The following is a 15,962-nucleotide window of genomic DNA, read 5'->3' as shown; positions in this document are numbered from 1 at the left end:
TTATTTCCTTCCATTATTAAACTTAAAAATGAACAGACTAAATCGATCCCCTATGTAGTTCCTTAATTAAGAATAGGTAATTCTATCAATATTAATAGCAAGTTTCGTAGTGAAATTACAACGTATTACAAGAAGAAAAAAACAAGTAACTGTTGTTATTATCAACAGTTTTTTCTTATATAAGCATCTTAATAGCTCTAATAGACTTTTAATTAAAAATTTTCAGAAATATCATTGACTTTATGGGACTTATTCACTAATATAATGTTATATAACGTTATTATATGTTTTGGATGGTATTAGTATATTATGTAAGTAAAAAATTCTACTAAACTACTAAGGGGGAATAAAGAGATGAAAAAAGCATTAGTTAAAAAAGTAAGCGGTATTGCATTATCAGGTTTACTTGCGATCTCATTGGCAGGTTGTGGAGCAGCTGAAAAAACAGCATCAAAATCGGGGCTTGAAGGCATTAAGCAAAAAGGCAAAATTGTTGTTGGGATGATGGCAGCAACACCTCCTTATGAATTCCATACTGTTGATGGCGGAAAAGATAAAATTATTGGTTCTGATATTAAATTACTAGATCAAGTGTCTAAAGATTTAGGTGTTAAATATGAAATAAAAGATATGGACTTTGATGGTTTATTAGTTGCTCTTCAAAGTGGAAAAATTGACATGATTATTTCGGCTATGAGCCCAACAGAAGAAAGAGAAAAGAATGCTGACTTTTCGAACGTATACTATAAGGATCGACATGTAATGATTGTTCGAAAAAGTGAATTGGAAAAGTTTAAGACGAATGATAGCTTAAAAAATGCGAAAATTGCTGCAATTAAATCTTCTGTGCAAGAACAAATTGTAGAAAAGCAATTTCCTAATGCTGATTTAAAACTATTAGGAAAATCAACTGAATTAGCAATGGACTTAGCTGCTAAAAAAGTAGACGCAGTTTTAGTAGACCGTCCAACTGCTACGCTACTTGTAAAAAGTAATCCTAGTTTAGCGAAAACAGAACTTCTTTTTGATGACGATACAGCTGGTGCAGCGATTGCAATGCCTAATGGCTCAGATAAAGCATTAGTGAATGCAGTTAATAAAACGATCGAAAGAACAAAGCCTGATTATGAAAAATGGTTAACTGATGCAATGTCGAAAGTAAAACAAAATTAAACTAACTTCAAAATATAAGACAAATGAAAGCGTTTTTCTAAAATTTTTGATCATACCGTTTATCACATATAAAACAATATTCAAAAGGGGGGAGTCACTTGAATTTTTCATTCCTTGGAACCTATTATCAATTTTTTATAACAGGAATCTATATAACAATCATTCTTGCGTTGATAGCGGTTGTTTTAGGAAGTATCCTTGGCGTTGCTTTAACATTATTAAGACGTTCTAAATATAAAGTTGTTAAACTAATCGGAGACATTTATGTAGAATTCATCAGAGGTACACCACTTCTAGCTCAAATTTACATTATTTATATTGGTGTACCTGCTCTTTTTAGCGGTATGGATATACCAGACTTGGCGGTAGGTGCAATCGCTTTATCGCTTAATGCCGCTGCCTATATTTCAGAAACGATTCGCTCTGGTATTGAAGCAGTTAGCAAAGGTCAAATGGAAGCAGCAAGAAGTTTAGGGATGAGTCAAAGAACTGCAATGTTTGATATTATCATGCCTCAAGCATTCAAAAATATCTTGCCTGCACTAGGTAATCAATTTATTGGAAGTATTAAGGATTCTTCAATCGTATCAGTTATCGGAGTAGCTGAGCTAATGTATGAAACGACTATTGTTAGGGGAAATACGGCATTAGGATTAGAACCAATTCTAGTAGCCTCTCTTGGCTACCTAGTATTGACATTTACTTTGTCGAGATTACTAGGGATTGTTGAAAGGAGGTTGAAGACTAGTGATCGTCGTTAATGATCTACATAAGAGCTTCGGAAAAAGTGAAGTTTTAAAAGGAATAGATGTAACAATTAAAAAGGGAGAAGTAGTTGTTGTAATAGGTCCTTCTGGTTCTGGTAAAAGTACATTCCTAAGATGTCTCAACCTATTGGAAACACCAACAAGCGGGAACATTTTAGTAAATGAGCAAGATATTACAGCCAAGAAGGTAAATATAGACAAAGTAAGAGAAAAAATGGGAATGGTTTTTCAGCAGTTTAACCTCTTCCCACATAAAAATGTTTCTCAAAATATTTGCCACGCTCCAATTAAAGTAAAGGGGTTAAAGGGGCCAGAAGCAAAGAGTTTAGCAATAGAGTTATTAAAAAAGGTCGGTCTACTAGAGAAGATTGAAGCATATCCATCATCCTTGTCTGGTGGTCAGCAACAGAGGATCGCTATCGCAAGAGCACTGGCTATGAAACCAGAGGTTATGTTGTTTGATGAACCGACATCTGCCTTGGATCCTGAAATGGTTGGAGAGGTTTTGGCAGTAATGAAGGGACTCGCAAAAGAAGGAATGACCATGGTCGTTGTTACGCACGAAATGGGATTTGCAAAAGAAGTGGGTGACCGGATTCTGTTCATTGATCAGGGGGAAATTTTAGAAGAAAACAACCCGAAGGAATTTTTCGAAAATCCAAAGCACCCAAGGACAATTGATTTCTTATCAAAGGTATTATAAGTGAGGTTAAATGATGAAAGTAATAGGACTAGGTGACAATGTTGTAGACAAATATGAACATATTCGCACGATGTATCCCGGAGGAAATGCATTAAATTTCGCGGTATACGCTAAAAGGCTTGGCGTAGATGCTGCATTTCTAGGCGCATTTGGAACAGATAAAGAAGCTGAACATGTGCAGGAAAGCATTAATCAAATAGGATTAGACATCAGTCATAGCAGAGTTTATGAAGGCGAAAACGGCTGTGCAAGAGTAAACCTAAAAGACGGAGATCGAGTATTTATAGGGAGTAATCGCTGTGGAGTATTAAGGGAACAAGGGTTAAATTTAACGGTTGAAGATTTAAATTATATTAAAGAATTTGATTTAGTACACTCAGGATTATATGGATTTGCAGAAGAGGAGTTACCAAAAGTTAAAGAATTAGGTGTTCCTATTGGCTTCGATTTTTCATCTGATTTTACGGTGAATAAAATAAACGAAATCGCTCCATTAGTGGATTACGCCTACTTTTCATGTAGTCATTTAACATTAGATGATATGCTTAATCTTATGTTAAATGTATCAAATATGGGATGCAAATTGGTGCTATGCACCATGGGAGAAAAAGGGGCTCTATTATTTAATGGAACTAAATTCTATATACAGGAACCAAAGCTTGTAAAAGCAATTGACACGATGGGTGCTGGTGATTCCTTTATTACTAGTTTCATGGTGAACTACTTAAACAAACTAAATGATGGCATTTTAGATGAAGATCAAATCATTACCGACAGCCTTGCAATAGCAGCTGACTTCTCTTCAAAGCAATGCCTAGTAGATGGTTCTTTTGGATATGGGAAGGTTTATGACTAATGGGTACAACGCCATTAATAAGTAGGGAACAAATAGCCGGGATGAATATCCATTATATGCGCTACTCATTGGAATATTTTTTGGATGCTCAAGTGGCAGCAGGAATTAACAGCCTGGAGTTTTGGACAGGTGTTCCCCACTATTATTTAGATCCAATGAATTACTCTGATTGCAAAGAACTAAAGAAAAAAATTAACTCAAGAGGTTTGGAAGTAAAGGTCTTCACACCAGAAAACTGTATGTATCAATATCAGTTTGCAGCTTCCAAACCAGAAATTTTTGAAAAAAGCTTTCAATATTTTTCAAACGGAATTAAAGCAACAGCTGAATTAGGCTGTCCAATCATGCAGTGTAATTCAGGATGGGGCTACTATGATGAAGATCGTGAAGAAGCTTGGAAACGATCCAGAGAGATGCTCTCAAGGTTAGCTGATGTAGCACAACGTGAAGGAATTACGTTAGCGCTGGAAAGTTTACGTCCAGAGGAATCTAATCTTGTAATTACCGTTAATGATGCAAAAAGAATGTTTGATGAAATTGACCATCCTAATTTGAAGATTCTCATCGATACGACAGCAATGGGAGTAGCAGGTGAAACATTGCAGGACTGGTTTGATACTTTTGGTAACGATATTGTCCATATGCACTTTGTAGATGGAAATCCTTATGGACATCTTATCTGGGGTGACGGTACTCACAACTTAAAAGAATATTTAATGACGCTTAAAAAGAATGGCTATACAGGTTATTTAGCACAAGAAATTACGGACGCTAGGTATTTTAAAGATCCCGCTAGTCATGACATTAGAAATATGAAGGCTTTTGAACAATTTATGTAAAAGCTAGACAAACTAACATTATTGGAGGAGAAACAAGTGGAATTAAAGTACATAATTAAACAAATTCAAGAAAAACAGCCAAATATAAAAAGTGTATTTTTTGTAGGCTGTGGTGCATCAAAGGCGGATTTATATCCAGCAAAATATTTCTTAGAAGGGAACGCGAAGCAAGTTCGCACAAGCCTTTTTACAGCGAATGAATTTAATTACGCTACTCCAGTTTCCGTTGATGAAACGAGTATCGTCATCACATGCTCATTAGGTGGCACTACTCCAGAAACTGTCACAGCCACTTCAAGAGCAAAGGATTTGGGAGCACATGTGATTGCGGTTACACATGTTGAGGATGCTGCTATAACGAAAGATACTGATTATGTTGTATACCATGGCTGGGAAGCAAACTATGCAGCTAAATTAGAAAAAATGACAAAGGTTCTTGGTCTTGCTGTTGAAATTCTTGACCAATTTGAAGGATACGAGTACTACAATAAAATGCTGGATGGTTTTTCAAAAATCTATGCTCTAATTGAATCATCGGTAGAGACGGTCCTACCACAAGCAAAAGCATTCGCTGAAGCTTATAAAGATGAACCAAATATTTATGTAATGTCTAGTGGTGCAACTTACGAAGTTGCATATGCTTTTTCAATCTGCTTATTAATGGAAATGCAATGGATCAATTCAGGAAGCTTCCATGATGGCGAATTCTTCCACGGACCTTTCGAAATCGTAGACAAAGGTGTACCATTCTTATTGCTAATGAATGATGGCCGAACAAGAGCAATGGATTCAAGAGCACTAGAATTTCTAAATCGCTTCGATGCAAAAACGACTGTAGTTGATGCGAAAGACTTTGGATTAGGCTCAGTCATTGCAAAAGAAGTAGTTGACTACTTTAACCCAATGCTAATTACTGGTGTAGTTCGAACATATGCAGAACAATTATCAATTGCACGTAATCACCCACTGACAAAAAGAAGATATATGTGGAAACTAGAATACTAATCTTTCATTCTATAATGAAGCGAAACAGGCATCGAATATAGCGATGCCTGTTTGGCGTGGTGAAATGAAGGTGTGTTTCGAAAAATGTGGAAGTGCAAATAAAAAAGCCATAACTGCAAATAAGGCCACTAATCAGAAAGAAATTCGAGTGAGTAGCACGAATACCAAACAGAATAAAAATTAATTTGATTGCGGATTGATTATTACTGAACAAAATCAATTAAAATTAATCAGATCTCGATGTTATTTTCAAAAATATGGTTAAATACTTTCTCATGAACCCCGTATGAGGAAGTTGTTTTCGTAAATATGCTTCAACACGTCCTCATACCTCTTTGTAAGTAAGTTATTTTCATATTCACGCTTTATTACATACTCATAAACCATTCTTGAATATGTAAAAATCACACTCCCTTTAATTTTTCAATATTGACGATTTTATTCAACACAATAAAAAACTTCTCTGTCATCAACAGAGAAGTCTTTTTATTACACTTTAAGTTGTAATTGTTAAAGCAATTAATTCAGTGCGTGTTTTAAAGTTAGAAGTATGGATTGGGACTTTATTTTCATCGTAAACAGTTTTATCAATATTAAATAAAGTTTCACCAAGTTCACAATCTAAATGTTCTGCTTCAAGCTTTCCAGCTGGCACTACAGTGATAACTTTATGGGTAGTACAAGAATTCATATCGACGTTATATATCTTTTTTAGTACTTCATAAGTTGAACTATTCTGAAGGAAGTGACTTGTTAAGTTAGGGAAACGTTCTAAGGAATAGTGAGTTTCATCAAGTGTAAAAGGGTAGTCATCAATAAACATCAATCGAACAAGCCTTAATACAGGAGTATTAACTGCTATATGAAGCGATTCTGCAATTTTAGGAGTAGCTTTCAATTCCTCACAAACAAGAATTTGCTTCGAAGGATTTTTACCTAATTGTTTGTTAAAGTCTGTAAAACCATCAACCGAAACTAATTCTCTTGCAATTTTAGATCGCATGACAAATGTACCTTTTCCTTGTTTGCGCTCTAGTAGACCTTCATCGGTTAAGTCCTGGATGGCTCTTCTAACTGTTATTCGGCTAACACCATAGATTTCACATAGCTCTGTTTCGTTCGGAAGTCTCTCACCTTGTTTGTAGACTTCTTGCAAGATGGAGTCCTTAATTATTTGTTTTAATTGATCATATAAAGGCGTTGAAATTGAATTATTTAGTTTCATTTGTTATATGGTCCTTTCGAGCGATAAGTCATTATATAATATTATATAATGAAAGTGTTTTCATGTATATAACAAATTCACTCTATTTATGTAAGATTAATAATTTTCAGAATAGTTATTGACTTTATATGATATATCCGTTACTATAACGTTATATAATGATATATCATATAATATGCGGAGGGATAAAAATGGAATTGAATTATGTCATTTCTCAAATTAAAGAAAAGCAGCCAGAAATTAAAAGTGTATTTTTTGTAGGATGTGGTGCTTCAAAGGCGGAATTATATCCAGCAAAATATTTCTTAGAGGCTAATGCTAAACAACTTCGTGTCAGTCTTTATACTGCAAATGAATTTAATTATGCAACTCCAGTTTCTGTAGATGATACAAGTATCGTTATTACATGTTCACTAGGTGGATCAACTCCAGAAACAGTTACTGCAACTACAAAAGCAAAAGAACTAGGGGCACATGTAATTGCCGTTACATATGAAAAAGAATCGGCAATCACAAAGGATGCTGATTATGTAGTCTACCATGGCTGGGCAGCTAATTATGCAGCAAAAATGGAAAAAATGACAAATGTATTAGGCTTAGCAGTTGAAATCTTGAATCAATTTGAAGGCTACGAATATTATGAGAAAATGCAAGATGGATTCAATAATATTTACGATTTAATTCAACAATCTGTTGCTACAGCTCTTCCACAAGCTCAAGCTTTTGCGAAAGCTTATAAAGACGACGAAGTGATTTATGTAATGTCTAGCGGCGCAACGCATGAAGTTGCGTACTCCTTCTCAATCTGCCTACTAATGGAAATGCAATGGATTAATTCAGGAACATTCCACGATGGTGAATTCTTCCATGGACCATTTGAAATTGTAGACAAGGATGTACCATTCTTATTATTGATGAATGATGGTAGAACAAGAGATATGGATTCTCGCGCACTTGAATTCTTAAATCGATTCGAAGCTAAAACAACTTTGGTGGATGCAAAAGATTTTGGTTTAGGTTCTGTCATTTCAAAAGAAGTTGTAGATTACTTCAATCCAATTTTAATTTCTGGTGTTTTACGAGTGTATGCAGAGCAGCTAGCTAAAGTTAGAAATCATCCGTTAACAAAAAGAAGATATATGTGGAAGCTAGAATACTAATCAATTTTTTAGTTAATAAAAAGCCAATCTCCTCTATTATAAGGAGCATCGGCTTTTTTGAGTAAACAAAGTACAAAAAATTTGAGTTTCGGACTGATTGCAAGCGCTTGTCTTTCGAGGCGCGAAGCCTGGTGAGGAGCGGAGTTACCTTAATCGGTAATGAGCACCGCAGACAGGCGAAGCAACGAAGAAAGCGAGCGTTTGTCAACAGTCTGAACTTTATATATCTAAATCCTTCTCTAAATTAATACCAATTTTCCCTTCCTGTATTCTGGATCTGAATAGAGTCCAGTAAATAACTATTCCAGCAAGAAATAAGTAAAGGATTACTTTAGTAGTTGGTAGGAAATCTTTTGGGAGTGTTAAAATACCAACTTCAAATACTAACCAAATAATCGCAAGGATCGTCACAGGTAGTCGCCATTTTCCTAACTTAAAACCATCTGTATCTGGTAAGGTCTTAATTTTAGTAGCGTATGAGATTACAGTAATTAAGTAAATTATGGCCGGAAGAGCCGCCGAAGTACCTATTAATAATGATAGTTTCCCGAAATAGAATACAGCAATAATGCCTAGTACAGAAACTAAAATTATCGCATTGTACGGTACATTGTGTTTTTTATCAACCTTTTTAAACACATTTGAAGCGAAAAACACATTGTCTCTTGAAAGAGCATAAATAAGTCGAGAAGCAGAAGCCATAATGATTAATCCGCAAGCAAAAATTGACACAATAACTAATGCAAGGAAGAAGTCAGCGACTGCAGTGCCTAAACGTGATTGTAAAATATCAGAAATAGGGGAAGCAGAAGCCATGATACTATTAATATCTTTAATTCCAGAAGTAACAATGATTAAGAATACAAATCCAATTACACCTGCAAGTAACATTGAGTAAACGATGGCCTTAGGTACGGTTTTATTAGCATCCACTGTTTCTTCTGCTAAATTTGCCGCAGCTTCAAAGCCTACTAATGTATAAGAGCCCATTACGACTGATAGTACAAATGCTGTTAAATAGCTTCCATTTGAGCCAACCTTGTGAGCAGTGTAAGTTAATAATGAAAAATCTGCTCCTTTGAAAAATAAGACAAAACTTAAAATAATAATAATGCCTATAAATCCGATTACTTCTGTATAGACAGCTGAATTATTAATGATTGTAGCAATCCTTACTCCGTAAATATTTAATAATGCTTGTATAATGATTGTTATTAACACGACGGTTGTAAGAACTGTAGTCGTACTCTTAATACCAATTAAATCAAGAAAAATTGGCGCTACACCATAATCAACAGTAGGTACAACAATAATTAAGTAACATAGCGCTGCCCAACCTGTAAACCAACCAAATCCCCGGTTCGTTAAACGACTAACCCATTGGTATACATAGCCACTTAAAGGGATTTTGCTCGATAAATCTGCAAATATTAAGGCTACAAGTAAATGTCCCACCATGACAAATGGCCATGTCCAAATTCCAGCAGGTCCGGCTGCTCCTAAAGCAAGACTATAAGAGCTAAAAATACCAGTTGTAATTGAGATAAACGAGAACGCAACTGCAAATGAACTGAAAAATTTTAATGATCGCTGTAATTCCTGTTTGTAGTTAAACGATTGTAAAGCATCTGAATCAATACCTTGTTTACTCATAAATCATCTCCTCCAATTTTGAATAAATTTACAGAATTTTCTTATAATTAAACTCATAGTTAGTCAGATTAAATTAACTAAAAGTTTTATTATCGACTGGGAAAAAAATCTACATATTTTTCTCGTACCTAAAATTGGGCAGAGTGGTAGTTTATCGTTAATAATGCAACTTCCGTGCCAGTCTAATAGATGTGAGTAATTTAAAGAGATTCGTATAAAAAAGTAGTAAATACTATGAGGTCTTGAATAATGTATGCAGGACTGAATAACGACCAGGCTGATTATAAAAGTAGATTTTAGTGATAAGAAATTCGTTTCTTCTATTAATACTTACTAATTTCAAAGCAATAGTAGCTGTTCTTTATAACGTTTACAAAAAATTAATATTTTGGCATAAAACTTGCAGTTCTAGAAAAAGACTAGACTTATTTAAATATTCAAAAAAAGGAGGTTTCTGTCGGAAAAGTAAGAATTATAAGGAAGTGGTTATTTCGGTGAAAGCGCTTAATCTAAAAAACGAAGGGGATATGATAGGTGGAAAATAAAACACAGTTAAAAAGATCCTTAAAGTTATGGCAAGTAGTTATGATGGGGTTGGCCTATATGACCCCTATGGTTGTTTTCGACACATTTGGAATTGTTTCTGATGTAACTAATGGTCACGTACCAAGTGCATATATAGTAGCTCTAATAGGAATGTTATTTACAGCTGTTAGCTACGGCAAGTTAGTAAGAGTATTTCCTGAAGCTGGGTCTGCATACACATACACCCAGAAAGCGATCAGTGGTCACTTAGGTTTTCTAGTTGGCTGGTCATCATTACTAGATTACTTGTTCCTACCTATGGTAAATGCTTTGTTAACGAAAATTTACTTAAATGCACTTTTTCCAAATGTTCCAACCTGGATATGGGTAGTTGGGTTTGTAGGACTAGTTACTTTCTTAAACTTAAGAAGTATAAATATGCTGGCGAACTTCAATACCTTCTTTGTATTAGTCCAGCTTGCGATTATGGTTGTCTTTATCATTCTAGTAATCCAAGGTTTACATCATGGAGAAGGATATGGCGGCTTTAGTATTAAACCACTTTTTAATGCAGGAATGCATTTTGGTACATTAGTAACCGGTGCAACAATCCTTTGCTTCTCATTTTTAGGATTTGATGCTGTTTCTACTTTATCAGAAGAAGCAATAAACCCTGCAAAAACAATTCCTAAAGCAATTCTTTACACAGCTCTTTGGGGAGGCGTAATCTTCACGGTTACATCATTTTTCATTCAATTGTACTACCCAGACATATCTAGATTTAAGCATCCAGATGCTGCATCACCAGAGATTGCACTCTATGTAGGTGGCAAATTATTTCAGTCAATTTTCTTATGCATTACTTTTATTAATACACTTGCTTCTGCATTGGCTTCACATGCGAGTGTATCACGTTTGTTATTTGTAATGGGGCGTGACAAAGTTTTCCCAGATAAATGGTTTGGATTTGTTCACCCAAAATGGAAAACACCAGCATTTAACGTAATTTTCGTTGGTGTGATTTCATTATCAGCAATCTTTTTCAACTTGGTAACAGCCACTTCATTAATTAACTTCGGAGCATTAATGGCATTTACTTTTGTTAACTTATCAGTCATTAACCATTTTTACATTCGCGGAAAGCATAGATCAGTCAAAGGCTTCTTTTCATACTTGCTTTTGCCTTTAATTGGAGCCGGATCAGTAGCAATTCTATGGTTTAACATTGAAAAAAGCTCCCTAATAATGGGAACAGTTTGGTTCGTCGTTGGATTATTATATCTAATTTATCTAACTAAGGCATTCCAAATTGCACCTCCTAAATATGAAGAAGAGGCTGCTGTGTAGTAAACTTATAATGAAGAAAAGTCACTAGGAAATTTACACCTTGTGACTTTTTTTGTGTCTACTCTGGAATATTTGGTTCGCATTTCTCTTTTCTTTGATAATGCATTTTAAGTAATTCAATTTTGAATAATGATTAATGCAAAATTGAATAATTCATGCATTCAATCATATTTTCACTAAAGGACCATTTAGGCTAATGAAGGACAAAAACACTAAAAAGGATCTTTCAAAAAAATAGATAAAGTCTTGTAATTGCCTTTCTAATAAGCCTATGTCTATTTTATCACTTCACAAAATAATGATATGAATTCAAGTTGGCACAGGAATTGCTATTAAATTTTTAAAATAACTAATGAGGTGTAGAAAATGAGTTCAAATTTAACCGAAGTAGAACAAAATGAAACGAGTAGTGAACAGGTAGAAATAGATGATTCCCTCCAGGAGTTTAGAGAAACGTTAAATGAAGCAATTGGAATAATGAATTACCCGAGTCAAGTATTTGATTTCCTTAAAACACCAATGCGATTTTTAGAATTTAGTATTCCCGTTCAAATGGATAATGGTGAGACAAAAGTATTTCAAGGATATCGAGCTCAACATAACGATGCACTAGGACCTACAAAAGGGGGAATCAGATTTCATCCTGACGTAACGCCAGAGGAAGTAAAAGCATTAGCTGGATGGATGAGTTTAAAGTGTAGTATTACTGATTTACCTTATGGGGGAGCAAAAGGTGGGGTTGTTTGTGACCCAAGACTATTAAGTATGAATGAGCTAGAAAAATTAAGTAGAGGTTATGTAAGAGCCGTAAGCCAAATTGTAGGACCTACTAAAGATATTCCAGCGCCTGATATGTATACAAACGCACAAGTAATGGCTTGGATGCTAGATGAATATGACCATATTAGAGAGTTTGATTCACCAAGCTTTATTACTGGTAAACCTATAACTTTAGGAGGTTCTGTAGGTCGTGAGACGGCAACTTCAAAAGGAGTATTTTATGCTCTCGAGTTAATTAGTGAAATACAGAAAATCGAGATTAAAAATATGAAGGTTATTATTCAGGGATTTGGAAATGTTGGTAGCTACTTGGCACAATACTTACATGAAGCTGGAGCAAAGGTTGTAGGAGTTTCAGATGTACTCGGAGCAATTTATGATCCAAAAGGTTTAGACATTCCATATCTGTTAGACAATCGCGATTCATTTGGAGTTGTTTCTAACCTATTTAAACATGCGATTTCAAATCAAGAGTTATTATTAAAAGAATGTGATGTCTTAATTCCAGCCGCAATAAGTGGGGTTATTAACAACCGTAATGCGGATAAATTGAAATGCAAGATTGTTGTTGAAGCAGCAAATGGACCGACTACTAAAGAAGCCCTAGAAATTCTTGATCAAAAAGAGATTTTAGTCGTTCCTGATATTTTAGCTAACTCAGGTGGAGTTGTTGTTTCATATTTTGAATGGTGTCAAAATATGCAAGGTTATTATTGGACTGAGAGTACTGTAGATGAGAGATTAAAAGAAAAAATGACAGATAGCTTTTTAAAGGTTTATAAAACATCACAAAAATATAATGTAAACATGAAAATAGCAGCTTATATTGAAGGAATTCGTAAAATCGCTGAAGCTTGTCGCTTGAGAGGTTGGGTAAAATTTTAAAACAAAAGGAGAGATCTAGAATGATTGATATTATTTCTGAATCAACGGAAAAACAGCTTGTACACCATTATTGTTTATTAACGCAGAACAATCGATATGATTTATCAATTGCCTTTTCAAGCCACTTTTATGGAAAATCAATGGTTACATCAATTCAATCTAGTAAAATGGCATTATTATGTTTAGAAGATCTTTATTCTGAACATTATTGGGCTCCTAAATTAGGTATTGCTGAAGAGGATATTTTAGAAATCCAAAATTTCTTTAGCATGGTTTTACCATCTAAACACATTTGCGAGTTATAATACCAGGAATTATTTTTAAAGAATGATTGATGATTGGCGAGCTTAAAGACAAATGCGAATCACTTTCTTCGCTGCAAATATATACATTCTTAATGAGCAAAAAAGGAGTGAGTTTTATGTATTATGGAGTCATTGTCAGTGACTGCCATGGAACAGTTGAAGAGACTGCTATTCAGAAAGATTCAAGAATATATGAATGGGAGCCTTTATTCTTTATTAAAACTACAGATGGAATTACAAAAGTTATTCATCAAGGAATAAGTGGTGAAGTTGTTTCATTGGAGGTCTCAAATGGAGACAAAATAGTTCCTGGAATGGTTCTTGCGTATGTTAAAGAGGATTTGTTTGTCACCGCTAGCGATTGAATAGAGTGTGATTTAGAAATCGAGGATGTACAAATGACAACTTTGGCTCACTTAACGGTTTCTCTTTTCTAACAAATAAAGGGTGTCTCTGGTCGAATAGACTTAAGAGACTGCCCTTTCTTTTTGTTTATGTTGAATAGATTAGTAAATTATAATTTTAGATTTTTACGATAAATTAAAAAATTCTGCTAAAATAGGAATGTAGTATGGTTTAGACATAAGGGGGGAAAGTAATGTTATCAATAAATGAGAAACAAATTAGACCAGTCATCACAATAGATATCGATCAATTTAAAGAAAATGATGAAATTGATTTATCCAATATAAATGAACCCTTTTTATTCTTACGTAAACAAAATCAGATTTTTGGTTATGTTCAATTAAATAATATTACTCAAAGTAGTAATAAAAAGAAAAGTATAGCAATCTCAAAGATTACTAGTTCTTCTCAATCGATAAATAGTGTTAGTCGCTTAAGTGAGCAAATTTCATTAACTACTCTATTTCAAATTATTGGTGAACCGATCTCGATTGTAAAAGAAGAGGAAGATATGCCAATTGGTTACATACTTCGTGAAGATATTTTAGCGGAGCTTTTCAAACAAGAAAATAAAAGTGTGGATTTATTAAAGAGCATTTTAACATCGATACCGATGGGAACATTTGTAGTAGATAAAAATAAAGTAATTGTAAATTGTAATGATGCTGGGTTGAAAATGATTAAATCAACATCAGAAAAAGTAATTAATATAAAAGCAGAAACTATTTTTAGCGGTGAACAAGTTGATAATGTATTTGAGACAGGTAAAACAATTCTTAATCAGATTCAAATAAGTGACGATATGGGTGTTCTTGTTGATTATAGCCCAATTTTCGTTGATAACGAGGTTGAAGGAGTCGTCATTGTCGTACAAGATCTCCCAATGGTTGAAGAAATGGCCTCCGAAATAGAATATGTAAAAGATTTAAATAAAGATTTAAATGCTATTTTATCGAGTATTTATGATGAAATACTTGTAGTAAATCGTAAAGGTGAGCTACTCCGTTACAGTGAAAATATAATTCCTGGATTTTGGAATGTAGATTTAAAGGAACTACTTGGAAAGAGTATTTTAGAATTCGAAAACCAAGGACTTTTTACGCCATCTGTTACAAAACTAGTGTTAGAAAAAAAGAAGAAAGTCTCAATTGTTCAAGAAGCAATTAATGGACGTAAAGTACTTGCGGTAGGAAACCCAGTTTTTGATGAGAATATGGAAATTGAACGTATTATTATTGCTTCTAGAGATATTACAGAAACTTCACGCCTTAAAACGGAATTAAAAGAAATGAAGAAGATTTCTGAGCAATATAAAAAGGAGCTTGAAGATATAAAGAGCAAGGATCGTTTTGTTAAAAAACTAATTTACTGTAGTCCAAAAATGGAGCAAATCATCAACCAAGCGAAAAAAATTGCTGATTTTTCTTCCACCGTGTTACTGCATGGAGAGTCTGGTGTAGGGAAGGAAGTAATTGCACAGGCTATTCATCAATTAGGAAACCGTTCTTCAAAACCGTTTTTAAAATTAAATTGCGGTGCAATACCTGAAAATCTTCTGGAAAGTGAGCTTTTTGGCTATATTAAAGGATCGTTTACAGGAGCAGATCAAAATAAGGAAGGCTATTTTAAGCAAGCAGATGAAGGTGTTTTATTTTTAGATGAAATTGGTGAAATGCCATTGCATTTACAAGTAAAACTGCTTAGAGTCCTTCAAGAACAAGAAGTAATTCCAGTTGGAAGTACAAAGCCAATTAAAGTAAATGTGCAAATTATTGCAGCTACAAATAAAAGACTAGAAAAAATGGTTGAAGAACGTACATTTAGGGAGGATTTGTATTATCGCTTAAATGTTATACCTTTAAATATTCCACCGTTAAGAGAAAGAATTGAAGATGTCTCATTATTAGCTTTCCATTTCTTACAGCAATTAAATGAAAAGTATAATAAGAGTTTTCATCTTACTCCAGATGCAATTAACGTATTAGAATTTTATTCTTGGCCAGGGAATGTCAGAGAACTTCAAAATATTATAGAAAGATTAGTCGTCTCTGCAGAAGATCAAATTATTAATGCAGAGGATGTTAATCAATTCTTACCAAATAGCTATGACTTTAATAAATCTAAACCAGTCATAAATAAAGTAATTCCTCTCCAAGAAGCGATAGATTATGTTGAGGAGCAACTTATTGTACTTGCGATGAAGCAATATAAAACAACAACGAAGGCTGCACAGGTTTTAGGCATTAGTCAGTCCTCGGTTAGTCGTAAGTATCAAAAAATAATGAATGAAAAGAATATGAATAGTGACTTTATGTCATTTAAATAAAAAAAACG

General features: G+C 34.1%; 14 protein-coding genes. 12 read left to right on the top strand and 2 right to left on the bottom strand.

Annotated elements, in window-relative coordinates:
* The first annotated feature begins 354 nt into the window (after positions 1 to 354).
* The 6 genes from V5E38_RS19305 to V5E38_RS19280 all read left to right on the top strand — a co-directional run bounded on the left by V5E38_RS19305 (position 355) and on the right by V5E38_RS19280 (position 5,343).
* Positions 355 to 1,173, top strand: coding sequence for a type 2 periplasmic-binding domain-containing protein (locus V5E38_RS19305; RefSeq protein WP_499211192.1), 819 nt, complete (start codon positions 355 to 357; stop codon positions 1,171 to 1,173).
* Between the two features lie 98 nt (positions 1,174 to 1,271).
* Complete coding sequence (locus V5E38_RS19300) at positions 1,272 to 1,934, top strand: amino acid ABC transporter permease (RefSeq protein WP_499211191.1); 663 nt, start codon at positions 1,272 to 1,274, stop codon at positions 1,932 to 1,934.
* Entirely contained in the window at positions 1,921 to 2,643 is a 723-nt protein-coding gene (locus V5E38_RS19295) for an amino acid ABC transporter ATP-binding protein (RefSeq protein WP_499211190.1), read from the top strand. The genes V5E38_RS19300 and V5E38_RS19295 overlap by 14 nt, the downstream gene beginning before the upstream one ends.
* Before the next feature lie 13 nt (positions 2,644 to 2,656).
* On the top strand, positions 2,657 to 3,499 hold the full coding sequence (locus tag V5E38_RS19290; protein WP_499211189.1) for a carbohydrate kinase family protein: 843 nt from the start codon (positions 2,657 to 2,659) through the stop codon (positions 3,497 to 3,499).
* A 56-nt stretch (positions 3,500 to 3,555) separates the two neighbouring features.
* Positions 3,556 to 4,338 (top strand): sugar phosphate isomerase/epimerase family protein, encoded by a 783-nt coding sequence (locus V5E38_RS19285; protein WP_499211188.1) that lies wholly within the window; start codon positions 3,556 to 3,558, stop codon positions 4,336 to 4,338.
* Positions 4,339 to 4,374: 36 nt separating this feature from the next.
* Complete coding sequence (locus V5E38_RS19280) at positions 4,375 to 5,343, top strand: SIS domain-containing protein (RefSeq protein WP_499211187.1); 969 nt, start codon at positions 4,375 to 4,377, stop codon at positions 5,341 to 5,343.
* A gap of 496 nt (positions 5,344 to 5,839) precedes the next feature.
* On the opposite strand, the gene V5E38_RS19275 is transcribed toward V5E38_RS19280, so the two are convergent.
* Positions 5,840 to 6,568 (bottom strand): UTRA domain-containing protein, encoded by a 729-nt coding sequence (locus V5E38_RS19275; protein WP_499211186.1) that lies wholly within the window; start codon positions 6,566 to 6,568, stop codon positions 5,840 to 5,842.
* A 191-nt stretch (positions 6,569 to 6,759) separates the two neighbouring features.
* Here V5E38_RS19275 and V5E38_RS19270 point away from each other — a divergent pair, with 191 nt between their 5' ends.
* Positions 6,760 to 7,728, top strand: coding sequence for an SIS domain-containing protein (locus tag V5E38_RS19270; RefSeq protein ID WP_499211185.1), 969 nt, complete (start codon positions 6,760 to 6,762; stop codon positions 7,726 to 7,728).
* Between the two features lie 219 nt (positions 7,729 to 7,947).
* Here V5E38_RS19270 and V5E38_RS19265 read toward each other — a convergent pair whose 3' ends face one another.
* Positions 7,948 to 9,381: an APC family permease gene (locus V5E38_RS19265; protein WP_499211184.1), complete on the bottom strand. Its 1,434-nt coding sequence runs from the start codon at positions 9,379 to 9,381 to the stop codon at positions 7,948 to 7,950.
* A gap of 534 nt (positions 9,382 to 9,915) precedes the next feature.
* On the opposite strand from V5E38_RS19265, the gene V5E38_RS19260 reads away from it, so the two are divergent.
* The 5 genes from V5E38_RS19260 (at position 9,916) to V5E38_RS19240 (ending at position 15,954) form a co-directional block, all read left to right on the top strand.
* A complete protein-coding gene (locus tag V5E38_RS19260; protein WP_025671631.1) occupies positions 9,916 to 11,253 on the top strand; it encodes an APC family permease in 1,338 nt (445 codons plus the stop codon).
* A gap of 366 nt (positions 11,254 to 11,619) precedes the next feature.
* Positions 11,620 to 12,918, top strand: coding sequence for a Glu/Leu/Phe/Val family dehydrogenase (locus V5E38_RS19255; RefSeq protein WP_499211183.1), 1,299 nt, complete (start codon positions 11,620 to 11,622; stop codon positions 12,916 to 12,918).
* A 20-nt stretch (positions 12,919 to 12,938) separates the two neighbouring features.
* Positions 12,939 to 13,223 carry an SAV0927 family protein gene (locus V5E38_RS19250; RefSeq protein WP_499211182.1) on the top strand — a complete coding sequence of 95 codons (285 nt, stop codon included), beginning with the start codon at positions 12,939 to 12,941 and terminating at the stop codon, positions 13,221 to 13,223.
* 116 nt (positions 13,224 to 13,339) lie between these two features.
* Positions 13,340 to 13,588, top strand: coding sequence for a biotin/lipoyl attachment domain-containing protein (locus tag V5E38_RS19245; RefSeq protein ID WP_499211181.1), 249 nt, complete (start codon positions 13,340 to 13,342; stop codon positions 13,586 to 13,588).
* Between the two features lie 233 nt (positions 13,589 to 13,821).
* Positions 13,822 to 15,954: a sigma-54 interaction domain-containing protein gene (locus V5E38_RS19240; protein ID WP_499211180.1), complete on the top strand. Its 2,133-nt coding sequence runs from the start codon at positions 13,822 to 13,824 to the stop codon at positions 15,952 to 15,954.
* The last annotated feature ends 8 nt before the right edge of the window (positions 15,955 to 15,962 follow it).

Origin of the sequence: Rossellomorea sp. GAMAL-10_SWC, assembly GCF_049568075.1 — a bacterium.
Classification (GTDB): domain Bacteria; phylum Bacillota; class Bacilli; order Bacillales; family Bacillaceae_G; genus Gottfriedia.
Note: the sequence above shows the minus strand (reverse complement) of the source record. Positions and strands in the feature narration are given on the sequence as shown.